We start from the raw sequence: 26,417 nt of genomic DNA, 5'->3' as shown, positions 1-26,417 counted from the left end.
CTGTTTAAATTGTTGTTGCTTTGAAGACTTCTTCAGATGCGTTTACGACACCCGTTTTTTCTAAAACATGTGTTTCAACATCATTCATATTTGTAATCAAGACCATCATCGATGTGCCTTTGCCTGCCTCTTTGATCGCTGCTAAATCAACTGCGGCCACCTGTGTTTCAGGTGTGACCTTTTGACCTTCTGAAACTAAAATTTCAAATGGTTTTCCGCTTAGTTCGACCGTATTGATCCCCATGTGCAGCAATACTTCTAATCCGCTTGCTGTCGTGATACCAATTGCGTGTTTTGTTGGGAAAATTGTTGAGACTTTACCAGCAACTGGTGCAAAAATTGCACCATCAGTTGGTTCAACGAAGTAGCCCTCACCCATCATTTTTTCTGCAAAAACGGGATCTGACGCTTCTTCTAACGGATGAACTGAGCCATTTGCTACAGCTGTAAAACTACTTGTTGCATGAGCAGCTACTGTTGTATCCGCTGTTTCGACTACGTCATTCGATTCAACAACGGTTGCTTCTGCTAATTCTTGTTCAGCTAATTTGTCTTTAGGAATACCAAAGAAATAAGTTGCGACAAAACCACCGACATAAGCAGCTAGAAGTCCAAGAACATAACCCCACCAACGACCATTAGCGATCAATGGAATCAACGCAGCTCCTGAAGGTCCGATTGCGATCGCACCAACACCACCGATGGCTCCGATTACAGCACCACCGATACCGCCGCCGATACAAGCTGTGATGAATGGGCGTCCTAATGGTAAAGTAACGCCGTAAATCAACGGTTCACCAATACCTAAAATTCCAACTGGTAGTGCACCCTTGATCATTTCAGTCAATTCTTTGTCTTTACGTAATTTCATCCAAAGAGCAAATGCTGCTCCAACTTGTCCCGCACCAGCCATTGCTAAGATTGGTAATAATAATGTTTTGCCTGTCTCACCGATCATTTGGATATGGATAGGTGTTAGGATTTGATGCAATCCGAACATAACCATCGGTAAGAATAGTGCTCCTAATACGAAACCAGAGAATGCTCCGCCGACAGCTAATACCCAGTTGATGCCGCTGACCATGCTGTTAGAAATAAAACCAGCTAAAGGCATAATTAGGAAGATCTCCAACAAGCCGATAACCAACAAGGAGAGCATCGGTGTTATGATAATATCGACTGCGTCCGGAATGACTTCGTGCAATTTCTTTTCTACGATTGATAATAACCAAACAGCGAAGATCACACCTATGATCCCGCCTTGCCCAGCAGCTAAAGCATCACCAGTAAACAAGTTTTTGATTGGTGCTTCAGGATTCATACCTGTTAATAGAACGACCGCTCCGATAACACCGCCAAGCGTTGGATTGGCGCCAAATACTTGCGCAGCATTCACACCAGTAAAGATAACCAAATAACTAAACATACCGTTTTTCAGAATATTCATGACATCAATGATTTGCTGCCAATTTGCTGCATCAATCGTACCAGCTGTCACTAAGTTGGTTAAGATAGCCGCAATCCCAGCAACTAAACCTGATCCGACAAATGCTGGAATCATTGGTACGAAAATATTTGAAATATCTTTCAAGACCGCTTTAAACGGTGAATTCTTTTGTTTGGCTTTTTGTGCCGCTTTCATTTCTGCTGCTTTTGCATTAACTTTATCTTTACCAGAGCCTTGAGGCAAATCTTCTCCAAGTCCGACACCAGCTATATCTACCATTTCTTTTGCAACTTTGTTGACCTTTCCAGGACCAATAATTACTTGCAGTTGTTCATCATCCACGACGCCTAGAACGCCGGGAATACTCTTCAATTTTGCTTGATCGACTTTGCTGTCATCACGAACACTCATCCGCACACGGGTCATACAATGAACAATGTTCTGCACGTTTTCCATTCCACCGGCGCCATCGTAAATCTCTTTAGCAATTTGATTCAAGGTTAATTCTTCTTTTGCCATTATACTCACTCCTATTTTGATTATATGATCGACATACAGATAATATCCAACTTGCTGCTTGTTACAAGCGCTTTCTTCATATTCAAACACAATTGGACCTACCTCAGACGCAGCGTCATCTGACTAACAGGGTTAGTCAGATAGACGAAACGTCAATTTACATTGTTTTCTTAACAAATCCACCAGCTTGAATTAATTTTTCAGCCGCCACTTCTTTGGTGCTGTCAGTTAAGATCATCACGATCGCTAATTTGACATTTTGATCGGCTGCTTCAAAATAGCGAGCCGCCGTTTCATAATCTGCTTCAGTTGCTTGCATGATGATCCGCTTTGAACGTTCTACTAATTTTTCGTTTGTCGGTTTTACATCTACCATCAAGTTGTTGTAAACTTTTCCGATTCCGATCATGCTAATCGTAGAAATCATATTCAAAATCAATTTTTGCGCTGTTCCTGATTTCAACCGAGTCGATCCAGTCAAAAATTCTGGTCCGCAATCAACTTCGATCGGCAAGTCCGCATGTTTACTAATTTCAGCACCTTTGTTGCAGGCGATCGTCCCTGTTGCTGCCCCAATTGAACGAGCATAATCTAAACCACCAATTACGTAAGGTGTCCGGCCGCTTGCTGCGATGCCGATGACCATGTCATTCTCAGTTAGTTTCAAATCCTTTAAATCTTGCGCACCAAGTTCAATATCATCTTCCGCACCTTCGACTGCTACAGTTATTGCTTGTTCGCCACCTGCGATCAGGCCGACCACCATTTCAGGTTCTACACCAAAAGTCGGTACACATTCCGCAGCATCCAAAACGCCTAAGCGGCCGCTAGTTCCAGCACCCATATAAATTAAGCGACCATCCTTTTTAAAAGAGGCAATCGTCGTTTCTACTACCTTTTCGATTTGCGGTAATTGTTCTGCTACCGCCTCTGATACCTTATGATCTTCTTGATTCATCAATTTGACAGCTTCTGCCACACTCATTTCATCTAATCCAAAAGTTGTTTCATTGCGTCGTTCTGTCGTTAAGTTTTCTAAATTAATCATTCTTTTTCCACACTCTCTAAACTAAATTTCTGTCCTGCTTTAATATGTCGGATCAGATCCTGATCCTTCTTAATAACCTGTCCTACAACATTAACTTTATCGTCAGTTGGTAATAGCCGTTTAACAATTTGAATCTCACCCATATAGCGTAAATAATTAGCATTATCGATCGTTACCGCTCCAACAGTTCGTTCTCTGGCTGGCAGAGGGACAACATTCGGTATTTTTTTGAAACGTGCTTCCGCACTGCGGACAACGTCACGCGCCTCATCCTGGCGGTTGATATGTTCCCCTAAGACATACTCGACTTGTTCGTCGAATCGCTCTATTCTCAGCTTCAATTTCCTTTCATTAATATAGAAAGAAAATTGTTTTCGAACATCTGGCGAAAGTCCGCCATCACCGATATAAACTTTATCGGTATCCATCAGTAAGTCGAGCGCCGCCGCCAAAGGATGCATTCCTCGGTGTTCCTCGAGAGTCGGCAGTCCTTGATATAAAGGTCCGCGTAATTGTTCATCACCTGGTACAAACCCTTGGATCGTAAATCCATGATCCTTCAGCCATTGATTCTTTTCTCGATACCACTTTTTATCTAAAGCGGTTTCAGGTCTTGGATAATAATTATGCCAAGCTTCCAAATTATCAAAGTTCGCTTTCGCCTCCTGCAACTCTTGAATATCCTTGTCAGTTATCGTGGAGGCATTCAGAGCAATCGGCATTTTTTGTGATAATCTAGCAATTTGTGGATTACTGATGTGATAGTCCATTCGTAACCCAGTCACTCCGATTTCCATTAGTTCTTCCAGCCGATTAAAAGAAAATCCAGCACGATCTAAAGCGGTACCTGAAATGTCTACCATCAAATCTATGCGACAGGCCTTTGCGACAGTCCCAAGATCGGTCAAGCGCTTTCGATAGTGTTCAGCATCGTCTTCGGGAATATGTAATGAAGTAAAGATCCCAGAAAAACCATGTCGCGACATTTCTTCTATATAATGTTTCGTTTCAGCAGTTAATTCTTCATTTAAGAAAATTGAAAATCCAAACATACGCGTTCTCCTTCATCGTATTAATCCTATTTCCACTTTGGAAACTGCTCCATTAGTGTTTAACTTATTTCAGGAAAAGATGATAAGTATTTAGCAAAATACTTAAATGAAAAGCGGAAGCGGCTTATCGCTATGAAAACCATTTCAACTTTACGAACTGATTATAAACCCTGATATTAATAAATGCAACTATATTTCATAATATTTTAATTGTCTATGAAATTACATTTCTTTAGCGAGCCAATAATCCGCCTTTTTGAGTCATTTTATGTATACTGTTTATGGAACTTGAAAGGAGAATTATAGCTATGAAAATTGCAATTGCTGGAGCCGGTGCCATGGGAAGCCGTATCGGTTTGATGCTTCACCAAGCTGGCAATGAGGTTGTTTTAATAGACCGTTGGCCAGATCATATAAAGGCGATTCGGGAAAATGGATTGATCGGAGAGTTTGAAGACCATAAAGTGACTGCTCGCCTTCCAATCTATTCCCCAGAAGAAATCGTTGATGGACATGCAAATGTTGACTTAATCGTTGCACTAACAAAATCAATGCAGCTTGAGGCAATGTTTCAAGATATTCAACCGATTATTGGTGAAAAAATATTCGTATTCTGTCTACTAAACGGCTTAGGCCATGAGGAAACGTTAGCGAAATTTGTGCCAAAAGAAAATATTATCTTCGGTACAACCACTTGGACGGCTGGACTTGCTGGGCCCGGTCACGCGAAACTTATAGGAACTGGTAGTATTGAAATGGAAAATTTGGCGCCACAAGGAAAGGCCTTCACATTAGAAGTATTGGATGTTTTCCAACAAGCTGGTCTAAATCCCATCTATAGCAGCAATGTCCGCTATTCAATCTGGAAAAAGGCCTGCATCAATGGCACGCTTAATGGTTTATGTACAATTTTAGATTGTAATATTGCCGATTTTGGTTCACTGAACATTGCCAGAAATTTGATTGAGTCCATCGTGGGGGAATTTGCTGCAGTTGCTGAAGCAGAGGGGATTGAACTTAATCAGTCACAAGTAATCCAAGCTATCGAAGCTACCTATGATGTAAATACACAAGGACTACACTTTCCATCAATGTATCAGGACTTGATTCGAAACCATCGTAAAACTGAAATTGACTATATTAATGGTGCTGTCTGGCAAAAAGGAAAGAACTATCAGATCAATACGCCCTATTGTGCCTTTTTAACGCAACTGATTCATGGAAAAGAAGAACTTCTGAAAGCAAAATAAAAAAGCGCCTAGGCGCTTTTTTATTTATATTATCGGTTTATTTTCTTCCGATAAAGAATGAAACTACTGCAACAACAATGATAGCACCAATAATAGAAGGAACCAGTGCCATACCTGCTAAGCTAGGGCCCCATGAGCCAAGTAACGCTTGACCAATCGCAGAACCGACTAAACCAGCGACAATGTTTGCAATCCAACCCATTGAACCGCCTTTTTTAGTAATTGCTCCTGCAATCACACCAATAAGTGCACCAATGATTAATGTCCATAACCAACTCATTCTTCTCTCCCTCTTTCTATATAAAATAATTACATTATTATGTTACAAATAAGCTGGAAATTTTCCTAACACTCTGCTCGGAAACGGGTATCTGATTAACCATTTATTATTCAATAGGACTGATATAAAGGGATTTATCCTCCTTTTGCGAAGTACTTCAAAAATTTCTTTAGCCAGGAAATTTTTGAAGTAAAAGAACATCCTTTTACTCGAAAAAAGGATATATTCAGTCAAATAATTTAACGAATATTTTCTACAATTGATTTCAACCAAAAAGCGGTGAATAGTAAATATATAATAACAAAAACTAAAGATTTATAGACATCCCATGAAAAATAAATGAAAAACTTTTCACTAAAATGGAATTGTCAGAATATTTTGGTATTATAGTCAGATAATTATCAGAATATTTCAAATCTACAAACTATTCTCTCTATTTTAGAAACGAGGCAGCCCTATGGAAAATAAACTACAAAAACAAATGACCTCTCGCCACATCATGATGTTGGCACTTGGAGGTGCGATCGGCGCAGGATTATTCAAAGGAAGCGGTGAAGCAATCGGAATTGCAGGTCCTTCTGTTATTCTCGCTTTCTTACTTGGCGGTTTAGTCCTCTTTATTGTGATGAATGGTTTAGGCCGTTTAGTATTAAACAGCGACAACGTTCAAGGTCTATCTGGCATCATTAAACCTTTTTTGGGCGAACGCACCGCAGATTTTATTGATTGGCTATACTGGTCGTTATGGATGGTCAACATAATCGCAGAAGCTGTGGCTGCTGCCAGCTTTATGCAATTATGGTTTCCCCATGTGCCCTCTTGGATTTTTGTTTTGCTTTTAGCCATAATGACCACCGCGATAAATTTATATTCGGTACGCTTATTTGCCGAAACTGAGTATTGGCTAGCATTTATCAAGATTGCTGTAATTATTATCTTGATCGCCTTCGGTACGTATCTTGTAGGACGGGAAATATTTAATATCGGTTTTCTTGATACCATTTCTCGTATGAATAGTCATGGTGGATTTACCCCACATGGGCTGAAAGGCCTAGTTAATTCTCTTTTAGTTGTAATCTATTCTTATGGCGGTTCAGAATTAATTGCTATTACTGTTAGTGAAACTGAAGATCCTAAAACAGCCATCCCTAAAGCTATTAAAGGAGTTATGGGAAGAATCATTTCATTTTATATCGTGCCAATGATTCTGCTTTTAATCATTTATCGCTGGGATACTTTGGCAGCGACTTCCGTCAGTCCATTCGTGATGGTCTTTCAGAAAATGCATATTCCCTTTGCTACTGATATTGTAAATTTTGTCATTGTGTTGGCATTGTTTTCTTCAATCAATTCTGGTGTCTATGCTTCATCCAGAACACTGTACTTCCGGGTAAAGGATAATCCTGGTTTTACGTCTAAATTGGCCGTACTAAATAAACATCAAGTTCCGCAGCGAGCCGTCTTATTCTGTACTGGCACACTTTATCTTGGGGTAATCTTGTCCTACTTCCTAGGAAATAAATTGTTTAATTACTTAGTCGGTTCTCTATCCTATTCTGTCTTGCTAACCTGGTTGTTGATCAGTGTAGCGGCTTTTGTTTTAGCCCTAAAAAAAGGAACAAACAGCGAGCGCCTGTTTAGCGGTTTAGTGATATTAGTTCTAGGACTAATTTTCATCGGTATCCTTATAAATAATCCAATCGGCGTAACAATCTTTACCGCATGTATCTATTTAATTATTTTCTTCAGTTATCGCAAAAAACAAACAGACGTGATCTCTGAGCAAGTTTAAAAAACTGCCTTATCAATCCCAAACGGGTTGATAAGGCAGTTTTTTGTTTTACTTCTGATTTATCTCCATACATGGAAAGTACGCTTTACATTATCTTTTTTTTGCTTTATACTTAAATGTAAAGCAAGCTTTCCGTAAGGAGGTTTCCAATGAAAAATCGTTTAGAAGAAATAAGAAAAGAAAAAGGTATTAAACAGGAAGATTTGGCCGCTGTATTAGAGGTGTCGCGACAGACGATTGGCTCTTTAGAAAATGATCGCTATAACCCATCTATTTTATTAGCATTTAAAATTGCCAAGTATTTTGATATGTCGATCGAAGAAATTTTTATTTACGAGGAGGATGAACCATGAAAAAGACAAAAAACCTGCTTATTGCCCTATCCGGAGTAGTATTAATACTTGTTGGTTTTTATTTAATAAAAGCAATTTCCGATCCACAAAATATCATGAAAACTCTGCCTTACCTTTGTATTGGTTTGGGATGCGGATTATTCGGTTACGGCTTTGGGGAGTATATAAGTAAAAAAGCGATTGAAAGCGATCCAAAATTAGCCAAACAAATCGAAATCGATACAAAGGATGAACGAAATATTATGATTGGAAATATGGCTAAGGCAAAAGGCTTCGATATGATGCTATATGTATATTCCGCACTTCTATTAACATTCGCATTAATGGGCATTTCTTTCACTGTTATAATCCCCATGGTGATAGCCTATCTTTTTGTCGTTGGGTATTCTATCTATCATCGTACGAAAATTGAAAAATCATTTTAACTCATTCTTGATATAGTAAAAGAGCAGAAACGCAATGTTCTGCTCTTTTATTCTACCCTGTATCTTTCTTCGCTTAAAATGCGGAGCAAGAAACTATTTTTCTTCGCTACCCATAAATTTGGCAACAAAAGCTGCAATGACTGCACCTAATGTCGGAGCTAACAAATATACCCAATAATGAGATAAAGCACTCCCACCAGCAAAAATCGCTGGCCCTAAGCTTCTAGCTGCATTTAATGAACCGCCAGTTAAGTTTAAAGCTACGATAATTAAGAAGGCTAATGTAATACCGATAGCTACTGGAGCCATTTGCGCATTGCCATATTTTTCACTCGTTACCATTAAGATGACGAATACGAATAAAAAGGTGATCAATGTTTCCACACCAAAAGCTTGAGCTGCAGTGATATTAGGAAAATCAGTTTGACCGAAGCCGTCATTAGGTAATTCCAATGCATGAACATAAACATATAAAATTGCTGAAGCCACAATAGAACCTAATGCTTGTGCGATAATATAAAAAATACCATCTTTCACTTCTAAACGTTTGTTGATCATCATTGCGATAGATACACCAGGATTAAAGTTACCACCAGAAATACCGCCTACCGCATAAGCCATGATCGTGATCGCTAAACCAAAGGCCAAACCAATCGTTAGCGTGCCACCTTTAGCGACGACTACTGTACCAGTTCCCAGAAAAACCAACATAAAGGTTCCTAGAAACTCTGCTAAATATTTTTTCATTTTCATTACACTCCCTTTACATAATAATTGAATTTTCAGTTTATTTAATTCCACGTTTTTTGTAAAGTGATAAGCAATGACTCTTATTTTTCTCTCTTTTTCGCTATTTGACAAAAATAATTTTTATTGTAACGACTGTTATTTGAAAAGCATTTTTCTCTTTCATTCATTTTCATAATTTTGTAAAAAAGAATGAAAAGAAAAATCTCTCGAAATATCGAGAGATTTACTTACTAGACCAATTCAACTTCTACATCAATATTACCACGCGTTGCTTTGGAATACGGACAAAATTCATGTGCTTCTTCAACGATCTTTTCTGCTTCTTCTTTTTCCACGCCTGGTAATGAGGTCTCTAAGATCACTCCGATTTGATATCCGCCATCTTCTAACTGATATAAAGAAACCCGAGCCTTAACCTCTGCATCTGATTCGATATTATGTTCTTTTAACATATGATGAACGGCTCCGTTAAAGCAAGAGGCATAACCTGCAGCAAATAGCTGTTCAGGATTCGTTCCCTCCGCATGGATAGAAGGTGGCTCAATTTTCATCTTCATGCTGCCGTTTGGTGCTTGAACTTCTCCAGTACGTCCGCCATGATTAATCATCGCTGTTTCATACATCTTTTTCAAAATTCATCATTCCTTTTCTTCTTCTTGATTAATAGTCTACGCGTAATCATTGGAGGTTACAAAGATATTGCTCACAAAAAATAGTCTTCAATCAAATAAATTCATTTTTTTGAGAAATCGCATAAAGTTTGTGCAAACGATTACAACGAAATCGTTTTTTGCTATAATAAATGACGAAGGGAGGGCTTTTCTTGAAAAAAATACTCTTAGCTTGTCTAATAGCATCCTTTTTCTTAGTTGGATGTAATCGTGCTCCATCCCAAAATTCTACTGAAACAACAGAAAGTTCACTATCTCACAGCACAGATTCCTCAACTAATACTCAGACATCGGCACTATCCTCGTCTGATCGTTCAAGCAACCAATCAGAATTCTCCACTGCTTCTTCTGATACTGCCACTTCTATTGAACAACCAGAGATTGACTCTGTATCGGCCAGTGAATTCGGCGGATATGCAACGTTTTATTTTAATGGAATGAATGTTCCTGATTCAATTAATATCAATACGAATACAAACCAAATCACCTTTAATGCAAATACAAATAATGAAGCCGTTTATAATTTAACTATGCAAAACATGCCAGTCAAAACGGTTCGTATATTCTCAGCAAACACGAATGAAGTTCGAACAGTAAAAGTCAGCACAATGATTTCGATTGGTGATCAGCTCTCTGGGCCAGTGAACACGAATAATAACTCCGGTGCGCTTTATCTATTTCATAACAAGCATGGCGGTCTCTCTTTAGCGACACCGAACTATGCTGGAAATGTCCAAGAGGATGAAACGGATATAATGATCGAGGTTCTGCAATAAATTAACTCGTATACTTTTAGCCGAGCAAAATAATTTTGCTCGGCTTTTTTGTTTTAAACCAAAAAAAAGAGAGATCTGAAATCAGATCTCTCTTTGAATAATCAAAAGTGATTATTTTACTGTTACAGATGCGCCAACTTCTTCTAAAGCAGCTTTTAATGCTTCAGCGTCGTCTTTAGATACATCTTCTTTGATTGGTGCAGGAGCGCCATCAACTACAGCTTTAGCTTCTTTCAAGCCTAGGCCAGTTGCTTCACGAACTGCTTTGATAACTTTAACTTTTTGGTCGCCTACAGCTGTTAATTCAACTGTAAATTCAGTTTGTTCTTCTGCAGCAGGACCTGCAGCAGCACCAGCAGCAGCCACAGGAGCAGCAGCAGTTACGCCAAATTCGTCTTCGATAGCTTTTACTAAATCGTTTAATTCTAAGATTGTCGCGCCTTTAAGTTCTTCGACAATATTTTCAATGTTCAATGCCATTTTAAATTTCCTCCGTTTAAGTAAGTTTTTTTAGTTTTAATATTTATGCAGCGATTAAGCTACTTCTTCTTCTTTTTCTGCGACTGCTTTCACAGCGTAAGCCACGTTGCGGACTGGCGCTTGAAGGACAGATAATAGCATAGAAAGAAGTCCATCGCGGTTCGGTAGTTTTGCAAGAGCTGTAATTTCTTCGATAGAAGCTACTTTTCCTTCAATGATACCGCCTTTGATTTCTAGTTTGTCAGCTGTTTTAGCGAATTCATCGATAATTTTAGCTGGGGCAACTACGTCCTCATTACTAAATGCAACAGCAGTAGGTCCTGAGAATACTTCTTCTAATCCTTCCAAGCCAGCTTTTTCAGCAGCACGAGTTAGGATAGAATTTTTAATAACTTTCATTTCAACGTTAGCGTCGCGTAATTGTTTACGTAATTCAGTCACTTGATCTACAGTTAAACCACGGTAGTCGACGATCACAGCTGAAGTTGCTGCGTTGAATTTTTCAGTGACTTCATCAACGATAGCTGCTTTTTTTGCGATTATTACTTCACTCATTATATGTTTCACCTCCTGATTTTGATGGGGAGAGTTTCTTGTGTCAGACACAAAAAAACTCTATGCCACCGTAGACATAGAGGGACTATTGAATGTTCTCAATAAACGTCCTCGGTAGGAAATTAAGACTTTCGTCACCTACTGTCTTCGGTACAGTTAATAATTAACCTCGACTAACTTACCATAGATAAGCTAGTCGAGTCAAGTGCTTTTCTAAAATAAATTAGATAGCTGTTTGTTCAACATGGATACCAGGTCCAAATGTTGTTGTTAATGAAATGTTCTTGATGTATTGACCTTTAGCAGTTGCAGGTTTTGCTTTTACTAAAGTTTCGTTGATTGTGTTAAAGTTTTCAACCAATTTAGCATCATCGAATGATACTTTACCGATTGGCACATGAACGTTACCAGCTTTATCAACACGGTAAGTTACTTTACCAGCTTTAACTTCTTCAACAGCTTTCGTAACATCCATAGTTACAGTACCAGTTTTAGGGTTAGGCATTAAACCTTTTGGTCCAAGTACACGACCCAATTTACCAACTGTAGCCATCATATCAGGTGTCGCTACAACAACGTCAAAGTCGAACCATCCACCTTGGATTTTTGCAACCATGTCGTCATCGCCTACGAAATCAGCGCCAGCAGCTTCAGCTTCTTTTGCTTTTTCGCCTTTAGCGAATACTAAAACAGTTTGAGTTTTACCAGTTCCGTTTGGAAGCACAACTGCCCCACGGATTTGTTGGTCTGCTTTTTTAGGGTCAACATTCAATTTGTAAGCAACTTCAACAGTTGCGTCAAATTTCGCGAAGTTAATTTCTTTTGCTAACGCTACTGCTTCTCCAACTGGGTAAGCTTTAGTAGCATCAATTTTTTTCAATGCATCTTGCATTTTTTTGCTCTTTTTAGCCATTTTGTTTCCTCCTTGATGTGGTTATAACGGTAGAACCTCCCACGTGTTCCGTATCTTTAGATAGGGAGCCAACTGAGAAGCTACTTTCTTGGGTTCATCGAAAATTATTCGACAGTGATACCCATGCTTCGTGCAGTTCCTTCAACCATGCGCATTGCTGACTCAACGTTAGCTGCGTTTAGGTCTTGCATTTTCAACTCAGCGATTTCTTTTACTTGATCGCTAGTAACTTTTGCAACTTTGTTTTTGTTTGGTTCGCCTGAACCTTTTTCAATTTTAGCAGCTTTTTTCAATAATACAGCAGCTGGTGGTGTTTTTGTGATGAATGTAAATGAACGGTCTTCATATACAGAAATCACAACTGGGATGATTAAACCTGCTTGATCAGCTGTACGAGCATTGAATTCTTTAGTGAATCCCATGATGTTGATGCCGGCTTGACCTAGTGCAGGACCTACTGGGGGAGCTGGTGTTGCTTTCCCTGCAGGAATTTGCAGTTTAACTAATTTTTCTACTTTCTTTGCCACGAGACATACCTCCTTGGTCCGTGATGTGGTTAATGGAGATACATATTTCTCCTCCCACTTAAACAGTGTGCATAAAGACACACTTTGATATCTTAGCAGATTATTTGTTTAAATGCAAGATAGATTTCCCTCCGTTCGATGTTTTAATTGTTTAAATCTGTAAGCCTTCTGTTAAGGACAACTCAAATTTTTTTGTTTATATCGAGATGCGGCATTTCCTTTTGTTGCACCTAACATAGTGTTGGCAAGACCTAGCTATTTTACCAAACTTTTCTGACAATAATAAAATACTTCACAATCTCTTTAACTACTATGAGAATAACAAAATAAATTATTAATCTTCCTATTTTCAGAAAGCGTATATGTTACACTATGGTCGACTTGATGAGGATTTTCATCGGATAAATTAGGGAGGTTTAAAATAATGGAAGTATTAAAATATCGAAGTGTTTTTGACATCATTGGTCCAGTTATGGTAGGACCAAGCAGTTCACATACTGCTGGCGCTGCGCGAATCGGAAAAGTTTGCCGCATGATTTTTGGTGAACGTCCGGATTCAGTAGAATTTGATCTGTATGAATCTTTTGCCAAAACCTATCGCGGACATGGAACAGATATCGCTTTGGTTGGCGGTATCTTAGGGATGGAACCAGATGATCCTCGTTTATCCGATTCATTGAAAATCGCTCACGAACAAGGAATGGAAGTTCTGTTTGTACCGAAGAAAGAGATTGCTGATCATCCGAACACTGTCACCCTGCGTATGATCAAAGGTGACTTAGAAATGTCAATCACCGGTGTCTCGATTGGCGGCGGGAACATTCAAATCACGGAGATGAATGGATATAGCATTTCACTTGGTATGGGTAATCCAACGTATATCATTATTAATAAAGATGTACCGGGACTGCTTTCTCGTGTTTCTACTATCTTTATGAAACATGGGTTGAACATTGGTAAAGTAACCATGACCAGAAAAACAAAAGGCGAAAACGGAATCGTCCTTTTAGAAATCGATGATACCCCGGATGATCCAGAAGGTTTGAGACAAGAAATCAAACAAGAAGATGATGTCTTGAGTGTGACCTATTTTAAATAATTATCCATCCTGACTTGTGTCTCAATGCACGAGTATCAGAATGAGATTCAGCATAACTTTTCAGAGGAAGTTCTACTATCAATACGAATTAGGAGGAGTTGTCATGTTTTATTCGATCCAAGAGCTTGTTGAACAAGCACAGGATTATTCATCTGTCGGCGAATTAATGATCGCTACTGAAATGGAATTAACTGATCGTACTCGTGAAGAAATTATTGCGTTAATGGAACGCAATTTAGAAATAATGGAAAGCTCCATCGAAGAAGGTATTCAAGGCGTCACTTCCGTAACAAAAATTACCGGTGGTGATGCGAAACGCATGAACGACTACATTGAAAGCGGCAAATTCATGAGTGGTGATACGATTTTAAAAGCTGTTCGTAACGGGATTGCTGTCAATGAAGTTAATGCCAAAATGGGTTTGGTTTGTGCGACACCTACCGCGGGCAGCGCAGGTGTATTGCCAGGAGTCCTAATGGCTGCGCGAGAAAAGCTAGAGTTAAGTCATGATGAGCAAATCGACTTTCTATTTACTGCTGGCGCTTTCGGATTAGTGATGGCAAACAATGCATCAATCTCTGGCGCTGAAGGTGGTTGCCAAGCTGAAGTTGGTTCTGCCAGCGCTATGTCAGCTGCTGCATTAGTTACTGCAAACGGCGGAACTCCTGAAATGGCATCAAATGCATTAGCTATTACACTAAAAAATGTGATGGGTTTAATCTGTGACCCCGTAGCGGGTTTAGTTGAAGTCCCTTGTGTGAAACGTAATGCAATGGGTGCTTCCCAAGCGTTTATTTCAGCGGACATGGCACTGGCTGGTATCCGCAGTGTTATCCCACCAGATGAAGTTGTTGAAGCTATGTACAAGGTTGGCCGGGCAATGCCGCAAATTTTCAAAGAAACCGCTGAAGGCGGTGTCGCAACTACTCCAACCGGTTTGAATTTGCAGCGACAAGTATTTGGCGAACCTGAAAAAGCCACAGTTTAATCCAGATAAAAAAGCAGCTGATAAAAATCAGCTGCTTTTTATTACTTCATCAAACCTTCATGAATCTTATCCAGATTCCATTTCATCATTTTGTAATAACTGTCACCCGGCTCACCTTTCTTAGCCAATGAGTCTGTATACAACTCACTATAAATCGGTAAATCGACTTCTTTTGATAAACGCTCCATGCTGCGTTTATCAACACTCGTCTCAACAAACAATGACGGTACTTTAGACACTCTAATTTTTTCTACGATTTGTTTCATTTGATCCGGTGTACCTTGGCTTTCTGTGTTGATTTCCCAAATGTACGCTGCTGTTAGATCATAGGCTTTAGAAAAATATTTAAAGGCTCCCTCACTAGTCACTAACAATTTCTTTTCACTAGGAATATCTGCAAATGCTTCTTTTGCAGAAGTGTTTAATGCCTCAAGTTTTTTGATATATGCCTCAGCATTTTTCTTAAAGCTCGCTTGATTGTCTGGATCTTTTTCACTTAAAACAGTTTGAATTTGCTTCACGTATGAGATGCCATTAGAAATATCCAGCCACGCATGCGGATCTTCTTGCTTGCTGTTACCTGTTAAATGAATAGGAGCAACCTCTTTGCTCACCGCGAAATAATCCTCATTCTCTTTTTTCTTAGCTGTCTCCATCAATTTGTCGAACCAGCCATTGCCAGTTTCTAGATTTAAACCATTATAAAAAACTACATCTGCTTCACTGGCCTTTTTGATATCTTCAGGTAATGGTTCATACTCATGAGGATCGGTTCCGACTGGTACGATACTATGAACGCTTACCTCTTCTTTGCCAACCTCCTTGACCATATCTGCGATGATCGAGTTTGTAGCAACCACTGTTAATTCTTTTGAATCATTCGCTGCACTATTTCCGTTGCCTTTCGTACCGCAGCCTGCAAGCAATAACAATCCCATGATTCCTGCAAAAATTATTTTTTTGTGCTTCATATCTCTGCTCCTTTTTATAGTAATAGCGGGTTGTCCTTTATCTTATTTTTCAACTGGATAAAGCAGAACTAGCATCCTTTCTTAATTGTTGAATTAAACCTTTAGAGGGTGAAAACAGAAAGGCAGCGATGAAAAATACTGCCGCTGTCATTACGATCGTTGCCCCAGAAGGCAGATTGTAGCTATAGCTAAAATATAATCCGATGATTGCACTCAATACACCAAACAGTGTAGAGAGACCTACCATCACTGATAGACGATTTGTCAGTTGATAAGCAGTAGCCGCTGGCGTAATCAACATAGCAATCACAAGGATCGTTCCCACTGTTTGTAACGAGGTTACTGCAACTAACGTCAATAAGAACATCAAGCCGTAATTGATCAAACCAATATTCCAACCATACGACTGAGCCATCGTCGGCGCGAAAGAAGTCAATTTCAACTGCTTATAAAAAAGAACAACTGCTAATAATACAATGATCATTACGATCGCCGTCAAATACATGTCTGAATCCCGAACAGCCAGGACATTTCCAAAAAGGATATGATAAAGGTCAGTAGCACTTTGAGCGAAAGAGATCAAAATAATCCCTAGTGCAAAGAAGGAACTGAACACGATCCCAATCGCCGTATCATTTTTCAGCCGACTATGTTTGCCGACAAATCCGATCAGCGCTGCTGAAAAAATTCCAAAAAAGGTCGCCCCTATAATATAGCTGCTGCCCAACATGTATGAGATTGCTACTCCGGGTAAGACCGCGTGAGAAATAGCGTCTCCCATCAGTGACATTCCCCGCAAAATGATAAAAGAACCGATCACTCCCGCAGATATTCCGACCATAATCGAAGTGATCAAAGCATTTTGCAGAAATTGATAATTGATTAATCCTTGAAAGAAATCATGTAGCAAAACCTGCACCTCCCATTCTTAGCATTTGTGTAATTTCACTACCATACGTTTTTTCCATGTTTTTCGTCGTATATGTTTGAGCGACTGGACCTGAAGCGATCAATCCTTTATTCAATAAGATCACTTCATCAAAATAATCAGTGACTTTATGAAGATCATGGTGAACGATCACGATTGATTTTCCTTCATCCCGTAATTCCTTCAACAGCTCAATAATAATTTTTTCGCTGGTTGCATCAATGCCGGCAAACGGTTCATCCAATAAAATCCATTCCGCCTGCTGTGCCAATGCACGTGCGATAAAGACTCGTTGAAGCTGGCCGCCAGATAGTTCGCTAATTTGGCGATCCGCAAAATCAGATAAACCAACCTTCTCTAAACAAACTGTAGCGAAGGATTTCTCTTTTTTGCCAGGTCGCTGAAACATTTTTAAATGCGGATAAGTTCCAAATAGGACAACTCCAAAGACATCGATTGGAAAACTCAAATCAATATCTTGTCGCTGCTCGACATAAGCAATCTTCTTTCTATGATCATTCAATGGCTGTTCGCCATAAAAAATCTTGCCTGACTGCGTTTTTATTAATTGCAGAATCCCTTTCATTAAAGTGGATTTCCCAGCGCCATTGGGTCCGACAATACCAGTCAATTTCCCGGCTGATAATTCTAAATCAATCTGCTGCAACGCCACTTTACCACGATAAGCAACGGATAGATTTTCTACACGGATTGTTTCCACAGTTACCCCTCTTTTCTATTTTAGGCTTACCTAATTTACAAATTAATCATAAACTAAAAAGAAAGCGGACGCAAGAAAAATGCGAAAAAAACTTCACCATGAGAATTTCTCCTCTTGGTGAAGTTTTTATTTTTTGATTATTTCACATCGTTTAATCTAGTGTTCTTAACTTCGTCAATCGTTTTTGTTCCGGCAAGCTGCATAGTGATAGCAAGTTCCTTGTTCAAATGATCGAAGACAGATTTTACTCCTTCGGCTCCGCCAAGATTCAGACCATAAATTACTGGACGTCCAATCGCAACTAAGTCTGCTCCACTGGCTAAAGCTTTAAAGACATGTTCACCGCGACGAATACCACTGTCAAACATGATAGGGACACGTTTATTTACGACACCGGCAATTAACGGTAAGACATCAAATGATGCCGGACCACCATCTAGCTGGCGACCACCATGATTTGAAATCCAGATACCGTCTGCTCCGGCCGCAATCGCAACTTCGGCGTCTTCAGGTGATTGAATCCCTTTTACAAGGACTGGAAGATTGGTTAAGTCCTTGATTTTCTTAATATCTTCAGGTACTAACCCTTGTTTGGCTGCCGCATAAATTTCTGCGATTCCTTTTCCCTCACCATTGCCGCTCGCACTTTTCGCGCTATAGGCCGCTAAGTTTGGCATTGGTAGTGGAAATTGGAAGTTATTGATAATATCTTCTTCACGATAACCACCAAGTGTAGAATCAGCAGTTAGGATAATTGCCTTTGCTCCAGCTTTCACTGCTTTTTCTAAAATGAACTCGTTAAATCCATCATCTTTACTCATATATAATTGGAAAAATTGCGGTGCGTTTGGTGCAACTGCAGCAGCGTCCTCAATCGTTGTATTGGCATAAGTACTGATTGAGAAAATCGAACCAGCATCTGCTACACCTTTAGCAGTGTCCGCTTCCCCTTTTTCATGAGCCAACCCTTGAGCTGCCGATGGTGCTTGGATGATCGGCGTTGCTAAATCAATATCCCAGAGTTTTGTGTTAAGATCTGCATGATCAATGCCACGTAATACACGAGGTGTGATCGTTTTATTATTAAATGAAGAAGTATTTTCCTTCATTGTCCATTCGTCTTCAGAACCTCCGCGAATATAACCAAACGCGCCTTTATCCATACGTTCTTTTACACGGCCTTCCAATGAAGCGATATTTACGATTTCAATTGGATGTTCTTCGTTGCTTGTTTGATAAGTCATGATAACTCCCTCTTTCTGTTGAATACATGAGTTATCTTAATACTCTTACAAAAAGTAAGCAAGAATATTGTCTCCTAACTTAGATTGAAGCCGTTTTTCCTATCGTCTCCAATCTACTTCCACAAAAAGTTCGCCACTGTCTTATCGACTCCGAGGTTCTCATGTAATTGGCTGTGTTGAGCGTTTGAACCAGTAAATATTTGGTACTCAATTGGATTTCCATGGGCCTTTAATAATGAGTAAGTCGCTAATGCACTGTTTAGGGGAACTGTTCCGTCGGATGCGTTATTCTTATCTAATTTCCCTGCAATTAATAAAATCGGCAAATCGCTTGGTACATTAGAAATGCCATTACTATAATCTGTATATCTGCTGGCCTTAGTGTCCGGACCGTTGGTCAAAACATCCTCAATTGATTCGGCCGATTCAGTAAAGTCATTGAATGGCGCGCCGATTGAAATAAATTTTTTTATAGTTGGTGTGTCATTTGGTTGCCCGCAGGTCGTTAAGTAACGCAACGAACTGACGCCCCCCATCGAGTGACCAACCAAATTCACTTGATCTACGCCTTGTTTTTTTAAATATTTTAAGACAGTATAAATCCATTCTGTTTGGTTCCATTCATTGTCCTTGTTCGCCGCGAACAGCACCTGGATACTAGGATTATTTTTTTTCTTACTCAATTGACCATCCACGTTCAACGTACCATCCGCTTGAACAGTGATCACCATTTCCTTTTTCGTTTTCCCTTCATTTGATAAACGCTGGATCATTCCTCCAAAAGAATTGATCGTTCCGCCATATCCATGAATAAAGACCGTCGGTACATTCGTTTTTATTGAATCATCCTTTGCTTTAACGGGAGCAGCCGCTTCCGATTTTGTCGTTTGGCTCATTTGCTTTGTTTTTTCAGCTCCACAACCAACTAATGCGAAAATAGCCACTAAAGCAATAATGCTAAGAACTATTTTTTTCATCTTCATCACTCTCATTTCTAGTTTTCTGCTGCATAATTTGATTTGATTCTATTACTATAGACACAAAGATTGTTGAACTCAACTATAAGAACATAAAATTTGGCTAACTATCATTTGTTAGATCGTTACGGTCAGCAGCCAAACTAAAAAAAGCTGAGACAAGAATCGTCTCAGCTTTGTAAGTTAAATTTTGTCGATTTGATCGAAGTCCAATTCGGTACTTGTTTCACGACCGAACATATCGATATTCGCTTTGATTTTCTCACGTTCTTCATCAATCTCAGTGATCACACCTTCAAGACCAGCAAAAGCACCTTCGATAATTTTTACTGTTTCGCCAACCTCTACTTCTAAATCGTGTTGACGAGCACTCATACCTATTGAACGCAAGATATGATTAATTTCCTCTGGCATCAATGGCGCAGGTTTGCTTCCGGCACCATGCGAACCGACAAAGCCTGTCACACCTGGTGTATTTCGAACAACATACCAAGAATCATCAGTCATGACCATTTCCACTAGCACATAACCAGGGAACGTTTTATGGACGATTTCTTTTTCTTTACCGCCTTTAACTTCTGTCTCTGTTTCTTCAGGGACAACTACACGGAAAATATAGTCCTCCATCCGCATACTTTGTGCACGTGATTCTAAGTTTGCTTTTACTTTGTTTTCATAGCCGGAATAAGTATGCAGCACATACCATTGTTTTTCAAAAGATTCCATTTTTGCCATCGGCTCCTCGTTCTAAAATAAAAAAACCTCAGCATTACCAAGGTTTTTTCTCTCAAATAGTATAACATGCTTTTTTTGAATTGGCTACTAACGAATGATCAAATTAATCAATGCCTGGATCGCTGTATCCATGATGAAAAACATCAAAGCAAAAATAATCGCCGTTTCGATAACGACTAGTGAATCATGGCGCAAACGTTTTTTTGACGGCCATGAAACAAGCTTCATTTCTTCTCTTACACTGCGTATAAAATTCAATTGATTGTCCTCCTAATTTGTATGAAAATAGTTATTTTGTTTCTTTATGTATCGTGTATTGATTGCAATGTTTGCAAAACTTATTAATCTCTAAACGCTCTCCGCGTTTGCCTTCACTCACTGATTTCGTGTAGTTTCTTGAACCGCACACTGTGCAGGCTAGAGCCGCTTTTTTTGTTGCCATAGCGATATTCTCCTAATTCTTATTAATGATGATCCTCTTTCAATAAAAGAAATCTGATTTTCAATGCGTGTACTATCTGACTTTATCTTTGAACCTGTCTCTTTGACTGGATTCAAACGACAGCCCCACAAAGTCACATGCTAACATTATCATCTATCCTTTTACCTGTCAATCTTCGATGGAAACTATCATTCTTTCTTTACGACTGGAATAATTGATCTGAATTGTTTCTAAAATAAATTTCTTTATCAAGGAGAATATGATAATATGATGAAAGAATGAATAGCTTTATTGGAGGGTTATTGGATGTTATTAAAAAGTCTCGTTTATCCCAAAGAGAATTTGACCACAATCAACGAATCGACAACGTTACAAGAGGCGTTAGATATTTTAGAAGGCACTGGTTTTCGTTGTGTTCCGATCTTGGATGAAAGCGATCAAATTTTCCGAGGCAATATTTACAAGATGCATATATACCGGCACAAAGCAAACGGTGGTGACATGGATCTGCCAGTCACACATTTGCTGAAAAATGCAACAAAATTTATCTCATTAGATACTTCTTTTTTTAAAATCTTTTTTACGATTAAAGAATTGCCATATATTACTGTTTTAGATGAGGATCATCATTTTTATGGTATCTTGACCCACAGCACTTTATTAAATATGCTGTCACAATCTTGGAATATCCAAACTGGAAGCTACGTTTTGACCGTTGTTTCTAATGGCAAACGCGGCGACCTAGCGACGATGGCAAAGATCATTTCTAAATTTACATCTGTTGCAAGCTGCATCACCTTGGACGTTGGGCAAGATTTTAAAGGTCGCCGTACTTTATTCACGTTACCTGCTGGCGTGGATGAAAATAAATTGAACCAAATCATTGATCATCTCGAACGAAAACATTTTGAGATTCAAGAAGTTGAATCGTTAACTATGCAAGACTAAATACTCAAATAAAAATGGCGATCCTATCTTTCTAGGATCGCCATTTTTTATATTTGCTTCGCGAAATTTAGACGTTGATTCAAATAATACATAATCGGTGCCGAGATCGTCATAATGATCGCTTCACTCAATGCTGTCCAGCCATATGTCGGCCAGAAAGGCAATTGTGCCGTCAGATTCAGCATCAGCGCAATTAGAAACATACTTGCACTAAAGAATACGACATTCAACACCAAGCGGATTTTCGTACTTTTAATGACGTTTTGCAAAACGGCTGTTAAGGCTAAAGCCAACAACGTCTGTCCTCCGCCAAAGACCACATCGAGCCAGCCCATGCCGAAAATCGCATTATACACGACGACTCCGCCGAAGATTCCCCATAGGTATTTTCGGTTAAAAACGACTAAATGATTCAAACTTTCTGAGATTCGAAATTGGATCGCCCCTGAAGCTACCGGCGAAACTAGAATCGTCAGAGCCAAATAGAGGGCCATGATGATCCCATTGGTCACCACAACGTTGACTCGCTTTCTTTCTACCATATTCATAATTTTCCTTCTTTCTCCGAGTTTTTTTAAAGCGGGATGGTTGATGAACCGCAAGACGTATTTTAACATAGTTTACTTAAAATGATAATCGCTTCATATCAATGTTTTTGATATTTTCTTTTAAAAATAGTTTCCTTTAAATCTCACTTGTTTATATTTTTTTGTGGCAACTTTGTGGCAAAGTTAGAACACTAGAGATTTAGAAGTAACTTATCATCGTGCCGTTTTATGTATTGTGTATTTAATTTATTCCTTTTAGTGTTAAGATGAATTTATATTTTAACGAAAGAAGGGGCTAATTTGAAAAAGATTACTAAGTTAGGCGTGGTATTAATGACTGGATTAATGCTGGGAGGTATCGGATTAGAGACGCATTCAAGTTTTGATGATCCATCTTCTACTGTTGCTTATGCTACAAATAAAAAGAAATCTGCTCTAAACTCAAATAAATCAATTGAAAAATATCTTAAAAATCAAAATAAATCTTTGAAAATACTTGAGGTCAACGGCACTTACACTGAGAAAGGAAACTACACTGTCCAGATTACTCTTGATGCCAAAGATAACGGAATGAATAGCGCAAAAAATCAAGTAATTATGGCGGTCAAAGCACTGAACAAAAAGAGCATGAAGAACTTCTCTAATATCGGAATTAGCGTTAAAGCCGATATGACCGACGGAGACAAAGGTTATGCAATCAAATCAGATTGGACGCCAGAGTTTATAAATTCAAATGATGCAAAAGCGTTGCGGTTGAAAAACGTAGAACAACGTGCTGAGTCTTGGTGGCAATTAGAAAATAATTAGTACGCTCGAAGCGGTTTCCTCATGGAGACCGCTTTTTCATTCTTAAGAAACTGTTCGCTTTACATTTCAGAACATATGTTCGTATAATATCCCAAAGAGGTGAACGCTATGATCTACGATGACGAGTCAGCTATCAAACTGTTTTTAGAAGCTAAAAAAGTTTACGAGGACCGGAATATGCTTAAATGGATCGGATTTTATCTCTCCGACCAAACAGCAGCAATCAATAAGGATGTAACCGAGCGGTCTAAGGTCAATAATCAAAAACCGTTAATGCAAAGTGAAGAAATTGAAAAGGTCTTAAACGAAGCTAGACTAAAAAGCAAACCTGTCTCTGTTCAGTTAGAAGCCCTCAATGAAAATGCACAGTATTATGATGATGTTATAGGAATGATTCGAGGTTACGATGAGTTAGGAATTTACATAGGTGATCAAAAAGTACATTACGATGAAATTAGAAATGTTGAGGTTTACAACTGGAAAAAATGGAGTGAACTGAAATGAATCCTATCTTCTCTTATCATCTAGGATTGATAACATTCGATCGTCTCCAAGTCTTATTGTGGGATTTTGGGCCAAATCGAATAAATGAAGTTGGAGATAAATGCTTCGCTTTTTATTGTAGAAAAGCCAATGGTCTTCATAATTTTGATTACTACATACTAAAATATGGGAGTGGTTTAAATGATAAGCATGAATGGTATTGCGAGTAACATAAAAATTTTAAAGTATTCAGAACGTCCCCTCGTCTATTTTAAGCTTGATGATACTAGCTGTTTGATTGCTGGTCACTCGTTAAATTTTCTTGCAGATGTAGAGGATGGAATGCGGATCGCTGTTGTTGGGGAGTACAATAGCAGGAAACAGTTTGTGGTGAAGAAGTATGCGGTTATCGGCAAGACGAAGATTATGTTGGAGTTTGAAATGATGAGAATATAAAAACCCACTCTCTAGTAAGGGTAAAGAGTGGGCAAAAGAAAGTGAGAGTGGACTACTCTCTACTTAATAGTTTATCACTTTTAGGTTTCAGTGCAATAAAAAACAGGCACCTTTCGCCAGGGTGCCTGCCCCTCCTGTTAGTTGAGGTATGAGGATACTTAGTAATTCTATAATAATATAAAGCGGTTACATTAGCAAATAAAATGATGTCTGAAATAAAAAAGAGCACCCGATTACTCGAATGCTCCTTGCAGAAAATAAAGATTTTCTTGGATTTATATTATTATACAGTGTAACGCTTACATGTGCAATAGAAAAAAGACCTTAGCTCTCGCTAGGGTCTTTTTTTGCTATAATAGTTTTGATTTAGAAAGGAGAAACTATTAATGTCAATACATTTATCTACGCCATTTTGCCCTCGATGTTCGCGCGAAAATAAAATTTCACTTTTATCTGGAGATGCATTTGATTCAGTCACACTCGATATGAAATGTACAAACGGGCACAAATTAGAAATGTACCTGTCAATCCCGAAGTTCGCTTTACTATTTGAAAACGGTTTGTCTGCTTTCAATGACAGTTATTACTTTGAAGCGTTTACTTGCTTTTACTCGGCGTTAGAGTCTTTTAGAGAAGAATTCGTAGCGGTACATTCCTATTTTGAATTAAATAAATCCATAGAAGAATCAGTTAAATTCGCACATTCTCTCGCCTATTCTGAGAGAATCATCGGGGCTTTTAACTTAGCTTATTACTCCTACTTTAATGAGATTGTACCTAAAAGCGGCGCTAAGTATCTATCTACAAACGATGTCACTCTACGGAATGGTATCTTTCACGCTGGAAAAATTCCAACATCATCTGAAGTTTTTAAAATAGGGGAAAGGATATATAAGTTCATTTCCCTTACTTATTTAACCTATGTCATCAAGTCAGAAAGGGCAGTTTTTCCTATGCCACGAATAGCCCGCTTTGAGGCGCAGAAACAGAACCAATGGGCACAAAGTGTTACGAGTTCAGAAGAAGAGTATCGATCAATCTACGGGTTAGGTCATCCAAAATATGGAATATATAATATGATAACGGGTATTCCCTTAAACACACATTGGAACAATGAAGTGGCTGAAAGTGACATTCCCAACTTTAACGACGCTCTAAAACAAAATAGAAAGTACACGAAGGATACTTTTTTTATACACAAAGATCATACCGATCTCTAATTTTGTCATACTCAATATCAATTTCTTCAAGTTTTGCAGGGTGTACTTGAATACTATGTCCAGAGCTCCAAAAAACAATTTCTTTATTTTCATCTAATTTTTGTAGCATTTCAATAAACTCTTTTACTGTAAAATCTTCCATAAAATCACCTCAATTGGATGGTTATTTAGTAATCCAATTATAGCACGTATTTCGTGAGGAATCATGAGCTCATCTGTATCAAATTTTAATATTTAGCGTACCTTCTCTAAAAGAGAATATATTTTCTACGTACCCCGCAGGCCTCGAACCCGCATCTTCCGGTATGAACCGGAGTATTCTACCAATTGAACTAAGGGTACTTTAAATGAGTATTATTATTTTTTAAACGTGTTACAATAAAGATATAGAACGTCAGATCTTCCCCACAGTCCACTTCCCCAAGTAACTGTATCTGACGTTCCCTTTTTTTATGGGCGAGTGACTTCCCAATAGAGTAGATGTTACCTAGAAAACGATTTCTTTGCAAATGATACACTCATGTTTCTAAGTTCCACAAAAAAAACAACCAGCCCGCACACGACTGGTTGCCGATCAAGATGAAACTGAGTTATGAAAAAGAAGTAAGTTCTGGCAAAACTTACACAATCATAATAGCTCTTTTGTTAATATCTTGCAAGCGCATTCTAATACTTAAATCCTTTCATATGCGTTGGATTAATCCCAACATCCTTCGCTTTGCCCATCTCTTGAATCTCCTTCAATACAATAGGCGCGTCATGATCATTGAAGCCTTCCCCTTTGATGCGAACATCGTACGTTCCGTAAGAATTCGCTTCTGCGTATGTTTGACCATCTAGTAAGATGTCTTTCAAGAAGTTGCGCATGTGGCCTTCCATCTTCTTGCTTTGCTCATCATTCAAATTCCGTGCCTCGATCTTGATTATAGGTTTGTCTCCATCAACGATCGCAATGTTTTGCTGCATGTAACCTGGATAATATGATTTTAGTTCTTGCTTCAACCGGTTGACT

At 38.8% G+C, this 26,417-nt stretch carries 32 protein-coding genes, 1 tRNA gene, 1 pseudogene and 1 other annotated feature; of the genes and pseudogenes, 12 read left to right on the top strand and 22 right to left on the bottom strand.

Annotation, left to right across the window (positions count from 1 at the left end):
* Window positions 1-4 precede the first annotated feature (4 nt).
* The 3 genes from PGP85_RS20000 to PGP85_RS19990 all read right to left on the bottom strand — a co-directional run bounded on the left by PGP85_RS20000 (window position 5) and on the right by PGP85_RS19990 (window position 4,066).
* The gene (locus PGP85_RS20000) at window positions 5-1,966 is read right to left on the bottom strand and encodes a glucose PTS transporter subunit IIA (RefSeq protein ID WP_010739805.1); all 1,962 of its coding nucleotides are present in this window, start codon (window positions 1,964-1,966) and stop codon (window positions 5-7) included.
* Between the two features lie 157 nt (window positions 1,967-2,123).
* Window positions 2,124-3,014 (bottom strand): N-acetylmuramic acid 6-phosphate etherase, encoded by an 891-nt coding sequence (gene murQ / locus PGP85_RS19995; RefSeq protein ID WP_270329017.1) that lies wholly within the window; start codon window positions 3,012-3,014, stop codon window positions 2,124-2,126.
* Complete coding sequence (locus PGP85_RS19990) at window positions 3,011-4,066, bottom strand: DUF871 domain-containing protein (RefSeq protein ID WP_270329016.1); 1,056 nt, start codon at window positions 4,064-4,066, stop codon at window positions 3,011-3,013. Before PGP85_RS19990 ends, murQ begins: the two co-directional genes overlap by 4 nt.
* Before the next feature lie 308 nt (window positions 4,067-4,374).
* On the opposite strand from PGP85_RS19990, the gene PGP85_RS19985 reads away from it, so the two are divergent.
* Window positions 4,375-5,316 carry a 2-dehydropantoate 2-reductase gene (locus PGP85_RS19985; RefSeq protein WP_270329015.1) on the top strand — a complete coding sequence of 314 codons (942 nt, stop codon included), beginning with the start codon at window positions 4,375-4,377 and terminating at the stop codon, window positions 5,314-5,316.
* Between the two features lie 37 nt (window positions 5,317-5,353).
* On the opposite strand, the gene PGP85_RS19980 is transcribed toward PGP85_RS19985, so the two are convergent.
* On the bottom strand, window positions 5,354-5,596 hold the full coding sequence (locus PGP85_RS19980) for a GlsB/YeaQ/YmgE family stress response membrane protein (protein WP_010739809.1): 243 nt from the start codon (window positions 5,594-5,596) through the stop codon (window positions 5,354-5,356).
* Between the two features lie 457 nt (window positions 5,597-6,053).
* Here PGP85_RS19980 and PGP85_RS19975 point away from each other — a divergent pair, with 457 nt between their 5' ends.
* The 3 genes from PGP85_RS19975 to PGP85_RS19965 all read left to right on the top strand — a co-directional run bounded on the left by PGP85_RS19975 (window position 6,054) and on the right by PGP85_RS19965 (window position 8,166).
* On the top strand, window positions 6,054-7,388 hold the full coding sequence (locus PGP85_RS19975; protein WP_010739810.1) for an amino acid permease: 1,335 nt from the start codon (window positions 6,054-6,056) through the stop codon (window positions 7,386-7,388).
* Window positions 7,389-7,537: 149 nt separating this feature from the next.
* Complete coding sequence (locus PGP85_RS19970; RefSeq protein ID WP_010739811.1) at window positions 7,538-7,741, top strand: helix-turn-helix transcriptional regulator; 204 nt, start codon at window positions 7,538-7,540, stop codon at window positions 7,739-7,741.
* Window positions 7,738-8,166: a DUF6442 family protein gene (locus tag PGP85_RS19965; RefSeq protein WP_178982790.1), complete on the top strand. Its 429-nt coding sequence runs from the start codon at window positions 7,738-7,740 to the stop codon at window positions 8,164-8,166. Before PGP85_RS19970 ends, PGP85_RS19965 begins: the two co-directional genes overlap by 4 nt.
* A gap of 93 nt (window positions 8,167-8,259) precedes the next feature.
* On the opposite strand, the gene PGP85_RS19960 is transcribed toward PGP85_RS19965, so the two are convergent.
* Together PGP85_RS19960 and PGP85_RS19955 are read right to left on the bottom strand one after the other, a co-directional pair.
* Entirely contained in the window at window positions 8,260-8,913 is a 654-nt protein-coding gene (locus tag PGP85_RS19960; protein WP_408639909.1) for an MIP/aquaporin family protein, read from the bottom strand.
* A 233-nt stretch (window positions 8,914-9,146) separates the two neighbouring features.
* Window positions 9,147-9,548: an organic hydroperoxide resistance protein gene (locus PGP85_RS19955; RefSeq protein WP_010739815.1), complete on the bottom strand. Its 402-nt coding sequence runs from the start codon at window positions 9,546-9,548 to the stop codon at window positions 9,147-9,149.
* Between the two features lie 191 nt (window positions 9,549-9,739).
* Between PGP85_RS19955 and PGP85_RS19950 the strand changes: the two genes are divergently transcribed.
* The gene (locus PGP85_RS19950) at window positions 9,740-10,363 is read left to right on the top strand and encodes a hypothetical protein (RefSeq protein ID WP_251867417.1); all 624 of its coding nucleotides are present in this window, start codon (window positions 9,740-9,742) and stop codon (window positions 10,361-10,363) included.
* A gap of 111 nt (window positions 10,364-10,474) precedes the next feature.
* Here the strand turns inward: PGP85_RS19950 and rplL are convergent, their stop codons facing one another.
* The 4 genes from rplL to rplK form a co-directional block, all read right to left on the bottom strand.
* Window positions 10,475-10,843, bottom strand: coding sequence for a 50S ribosomal protein L7/L12 (rplL, locus tag PGP85_RS19945; protein ID WP_010739817.1), 369 nt, complete (start codon window positions 10,841-10,843; stop codon window positions 10,475-10,477).
* Window positions 10,844-10,897: 54 nt separating this feature from the next.
* Complete coding sequence (gene rplJ, locus PGP85_RS19940) at window positions 10,898-11,398, bottom strand: 50S ribosomal protein L10 (protein WP_010739818.1); 501 nt, start codon at window positions 11,396-11,398, stop codon at window positions 10,898-10,900.
* 42 nt (window positions 11,399-11,440) lie between these two features.
* Window positions 11,441-11,567 (bottom strand) — a sequence feature (ribosomal protein L10 leader region).
* A gap of 54 nt (window positions 11,568-11,621) precedes the next feature.
* Window positions 11,622-12,311 (bottom strand): 50S ribosomal protein L1, encoded by a 690-nt coding sequence (rplA, locus tag PGP85_RS19935; RefSeq protein ID WP_010739819.1) that lies wholly within the window; start codon window positions 12,309-12,311, stop codon window positions 11,622-11,624.
* Between the two features lie 104 nt (window positions 12,312-12,415).
* Window positions 12,416-12,838 (bottom strand): 50S ribosomal protein L11, encoded by a 423-nt coding sequence (rplK, locus tag PGP85_RS19930; RefSeq protein WP_010739820.1) that lies wholly within the window; start codon window positions 12,836-12,838, stop codon window positions 12,416-12,418.
* Between the two features lie 424 nt (window positions 12,839-13,262).
* Here rplK and sdaAB point away from each other — a divergent pair, with 424 nt between their 5' ends.
* On the top strand, window positions 13,263-13,937 hold the full coding sequence (sdaAB, locus tag PGP85_RS19925; protein WP_010739821.1) for an L-serine ammonia-lyase, iron-sulfur-dependent subunit beta: 675 nt from the start codon (window positions 13,263-13,265) through the stop codon (window positions 13,935-13,937).
* 103 nt (window positions 13,938-14,040) lie between these two features.
* Window positions 14,041-14,925, top strand: coding sequence for an L-serine ammonia-lyase, iron-sulfur-dependent, subunit alpha (sdaAA, locus tag PGP85_RS19920; RefSeq protein ID WP_270329013.1), 885 nt, complete (start codon window positions 14,041-14,043; stop codon window positions 14,923-14,925).
* A 41-nt stretch (window positions 14,926-14,966) separates the two neighbouring features.
* Here the strand turns inward: sdaAA and PGP85_RS19915 are convergent, their stop codons facing one another.
* The 8 genes from PGP85_RS19915 to rpmG form a co-directional block, all read right to left on the bottom strand.
* Window positions 14,967-15,896, bottom strand: coding sequence for a metal ABC transporter substrate-binding protein (locus PGP85_RS19915; protein ID WP_010739823.1), 930 nt, complete (start codon window positions 15,894-15,896; stop codon window positions 14,967-14,969).
* A gap of 49 nt (window positions 15,897-15,945) precedes the next feature.
* Window positions 15,946-16,806, bottom strand: a complete 861-nt coding sequence (locus PGP85_RS19910; protein WP_010739824.1) for a metal ABC transporter permease — start codon at window positions 16,804-16,806, stop codon at window positions 15,946-15,948.
* Entirely contained in the window at window positions 16,796-17,545 is a 750-nt protein-coding gene (locus PGP85_RS19905) for a metal ABC transporter ATP-binding protein (RefSeq protein WP_270329012.1), read from the bottom strand. The genes PGP85_RS19910 and PGP85_RS19905 overlap by 11 nt, the downstream gene beginning before the upstream one ends.
* Before the next feature lie 137 nt (window positions 17,546-17,682).
* Window positions 17,683-18,789 carry a lactate oxidase gene (locus tag PGP85_RS19900; protein ID WP_270329010.1) on the bottom strand — a complete coding sequence of 369 codons (1,107 nt, stop codon included), beginning with the start codon at window positions 18,787-18,789 and terminating at the stop codon, window positions 17,683-17,685.
* A 113-nt stretch (window positions 18,790-18,902) separates the two neighbouring features.
* A complete protein-coding gene (locus PGP85_RS19895) occupies window positions 18,903-19,766 on the bottom strand; it encodes an alpha/beta hydrolase (protein ID WP_270329009.1) in 864 nt (287 codons plus the stop codon).
* Window positions 19,767-19,949: 183 nt separating this feature from the next.
* A complete protein-coding gene (nusG, locus tag PGP85_RS19890) occupies window positions 19,950-20,492 on the bottom strand; it encodes a transcription termination/antitermination protein NusG (RefSeq protein ID WP_034708653.1) in 543 nt (180 codons plus the stop codon).
* 96 nt (window positions 20,493-20,588) lie between these two features.
* The gene (gene secE / locus PGP85_RS19885) at window positions 20,589-20,759 is read right to left on the bottom strand and encodes a preprotein translocase subunit SecE (protein WP_010739829.1); all 171 of its coding nucleotides are present in this window, start codon (window positions 20,757-20,759) and stop codon (window positions 20,589-20,591) included.
* Between the two features lie 31 nt (window positions 20,760-20,790).
* Window positions 20,791-20,943 carry a 50S ribosomal protein L33 gene (gene rpmG, locus PGP85_RS19880; protein WP_010739830.1) on the bottom strand — a complete coding sequence of 51 codons (153 nt, stop codon included), beginning with the start codon at window positions 20,941-20,943 and terminating at the stop codon, window positions 20,791-20,793.
* A gap of 306 nt (window positions 20,944-21,249) precedes the next feature.
* On the opposite strand from rpmG, the gene cbpA reads away from it, so the two are divergent.
* A complete protein-coding gene (cbpA, locus tag PGP85_RS19875; RefSeq protein WP_010739831.1) occupies window positions 21,250-21,891 on the top strand; it encodes a cyclic di-AMP binding protein CbpA in 642 nt (213 codons plus the stop codon).
* Window positions 21,892-21,938: 47 nt separating this feature from the next.
* On the opposite strand, the gene PGP85_RS19870 is transcribed toward cbpA, so the two are convergent.
* Window positions 21,939-22,442 carry a QueT transporter family protein gene (locus PGP85_RS19870; protein ID WP_408639910.1) on the bottom strand — a complete coding sequence of 168 codons (504 nt, stop codon included), beginning with the start codon at window positions 22,440-22,442 and terminating at the stop codon, window positions 21,939-21,941.
* A 297-nt stretch (window positions 22,443-22,739) separates the two neighbouring features.
* On the opposite strand from PGP85_RS19870, the gene PGP85_RS19865 reads away from it, so the two are divergent.
* The 4 genes from PGP85_RS19865 to PGP85_RS19850 all read left to right on the top strand — a co-directional run bounded on the left by PGP85_RS19865 (window position 22,740) and on the right by PGP85_RS19850 (window position 25,405).
* Complete coding sequence (locus PGP85_RS19865; RefSeq protein ID WP_270329006.1) at window positions 22,740-23,246, top strand: hypothetical protein; 507 nt, start codon at window positions 22,740-22,742, stop codon at window positions 23,244-23,246.
* 108 nt (window positions 23,247-23,354) lie between these two features.
* The gene (locus PGP85_RS19860; protein ID WP_010781662.1) at window positions 23,355-23,750 is read left to right on the top strand and encodes a hypothetical protein; all 396 of its coding nucleotides are present in this window, start codon (window positions 23,355-23,357) and stop codon (window positions 23,748-23,750) included.
* Between the two features lie 180 nt (window positions 23,751-23,930).
* On the top strand, window positions 23,931-24,185 hold the full coding sequence (locus PGP85_RS19855; protein ID WP_270329005.1) for a hypothetical protein: 255 nt from the start codon (window positions 23,931-23,933) through the stop codon (window positions 24,183-24,185).
* A 386-nt stretch (window positions 24,186-24,571) separates the two neighbouring features.
* Window positions 24,572-25,405, top strand: a complete 834-nt coding sequence (locus tag PGP85_RS19850) for a hypothetical protein (RefSeq protein ID WP_270329004.1) — start codon at window positions 24,572-24,574, stop codon at window positions 25,403-25,405.
* Here PGP85_RS19850 and PGP85_RS19845 read toward each other — a convergent pair.
* The 3 genes and pseudogenes from PGP85_RS19845 to PGP85_RS19835 form a co-directional block, all read right to left on the bottom strand.
* The gene (locus PGP85_RS19845) at window positions 25,377-25,547 is read right to left on the bottom strand and encodes a hypothetical protein (protein ID WP_176281303.1); all 171 of its coding nucleotides are present in this window, start codon (window positions 25,545-25,547) and stop codon (window positions 25,377-25,379) included. The two genes, PGP85_RS19850 and PGP85_RS19845, sit on opposite strands and share 29 nt — an antisense overlap.
* 128 nt (window positions 25,548-25,675) lie before the next feature.
* A tRNA-Met gene (locus PGP85_RS19840) sits at window positions 25,676-25,747 on the bottom strand.
* A gap of 324 nt (window positions 25,748-26,071) precedes the next feature.
* Window positions 26,072-26,417 (bottom strand): annotated as a pseudogene (locus PGP85_RS19835) (hypothetical protein); the annotation flags it as partial.

Origin of the sequence: Enterococcus malodoratus, from assembly GCF_027659535.1 — a bacterium.
GTDB lineage: Bacteria > Bacillota > Bacilli > Lactobacillales > Enterococcaceae > Enterococcus_A > Enterococcus_A malodoratus.
The sequence above is the reverse complement of the archived record's forward strand: the minus strand, read 5'-3'. Positions and strand labels throughout refer to the sequence as shown.

Coding starts and splice junctions, on each gene's coding strand:
- rplL (WP_010739817.1), bottom strand. CDS start 10,843: ATGGCATTGAACATTGAAAATATTGTCGAAGAACTTAAAGGCGCGACA.
- PGP85_RS19960 (WP_408639909.1), bottom strand. CDS start 8,913: ATGAAAAAATATTTAGCAGAGTTTCTAGGAACCTTTATGTTGGTTTTT.
- PGP85_RS19895 (WP_270329009.1), bottom strand. CDS start 19,766: ATGAAAAAAATAGTTCTTAGCATTATTGCTTTAGTGGCTATTTTCGCA.
- PGP85_RS19850 (WP_270329004.1), top strand. CDS start 24,572: ATGTCAATACATTTATCTACGCCATTTTGCCCTCGATGTTCGCGCGAA.
- PGP85_RS19985 (WP_270329015.1), top strand. CDS start 4,375: ATGAAAATTGCAATTGCTGGAGCCGGTGCCATGGGAAGCCGTATCGGT.
- PGP85_RS19860 (WP_010781662.1), top strand. CDS start 23,355: ATGATCTACGATGACGAGTCAGCTATCAAACTGTTTTTAGAAGCTAAA.
- rpmG (WP_010739830.1), bottom strand. CDS start 20,943: ATGGCAACAAAAAAAGCGGCTCTAGCCTGCACAGTGTGCGGTTCAAGA.
- PGP85_RS19975 (WP_010739810.1), top strand. CDS start 6,054: ATGGAAAATAAACTACAAAAACAAATGACCTCTCGCCACATCATGATG.
- cbpA (WP_010739831.1), top strand. CDS start 21,250: ATGTTATTAAAAAGTCTCGTTTATCCCAAAGAGAATTTGACCACAATC.
- rplJ (WP_010739818.1), bottom strand. CDS start 11,398: ATGAGTGAAGTAATAATCGCAAAAAAAGCAGCTATCGTTGATGAAGTC.
- PGP85_RS19845 (WP_176281303.1), bottom strand. CDS start 25,547: ATGGAAGATTTTACAGTAAAAGAGTTTATTGAAATGCTACAAAAATTA.
- sdaAA (WP_270329013.1), top strand. CDS start 14,041: ATGTTTTATTCGATCCAAGAGCTTGTTGAACAAGCACAGGATTATTCA.
- PGP85_RS19900 (WP_270329010.1), bottom strand. CDS start 18,789: ATGACTTATCAAACAAGCAACGAAGAACATCCAATTGAAATCGTAAAT.
- PGP85_RS19855 (WP_270329005.1), top strand. CDS start 23,931: ATGATAAGCATGAATGGTATTGCGAGTAACATAAAAATTTTAAAGTAT.
- PGP85_RS19990 (WP_270329016.1), bottom strand. CDS start 4,066: ATGTTTGGATTTTCAATTTTCTTAAATGAAGAATTAACTGCTGAAACG.
- nusG (WP_034708653.1), bottom strand. CDS start 20,492: ATGGAATCTTTTGAAAAACAATGGTATGTGCTGCATACTTATTCCGGC.
- PGP85_RS19980 (WP_010739809.1), bottom strand. CDS start 5,596: ATGAGTTGGTTATGGACATTAATCATTGGTGCACTTATTGGTGTGATT.
- PGP85_RS20000 (WP_010739805.1), bottom strand. CDS start 1,966: ATGGCAAAAGAAGAATTAACCTTGAATCAAATTGCTAAAGAGATTTAC.
- PGP85_RS19965 (WP_178982790.1), top strand. CDS start 7,738: ATGAAAAAGACAAAAAACCTGCTTATTGCCCTATCCGGAGTAGTATTA.
- PGP85_RS19970 (WP_010739811.1), top strand. CDS start 7,538: ATGAAAAATCGTTTAGAAGAAATAAGAAAAGAAAAAGGTATTAAACAG.
- rplA (WP_010739819.1), bottom strand. CDS start 12,311: ATGGCTAAAAAGAGCAAAAAAATGCAAGATGCATTGAAAAAAATTGAT.
- PGP85_RS19915 (WP_010739823.1), bottom strand. CDS start 15,896: ATGAAGCACAAAAAAATAATTTTTGCAGGAATCATGGGATTGTTATTG.
- murQ (WP_270329017.1), bottom strand. CDS start 3,014: ATGATTAATTTAGAAAACTTAACGACAGAACGACGCAATGAAACAACT.
- sdaAB (WP_010739821.1), top strand. CDS start 13,263: ATGGAAGTATTAAAATATCGAAGTGTTTTTGACATCATTGGTCCAGTT.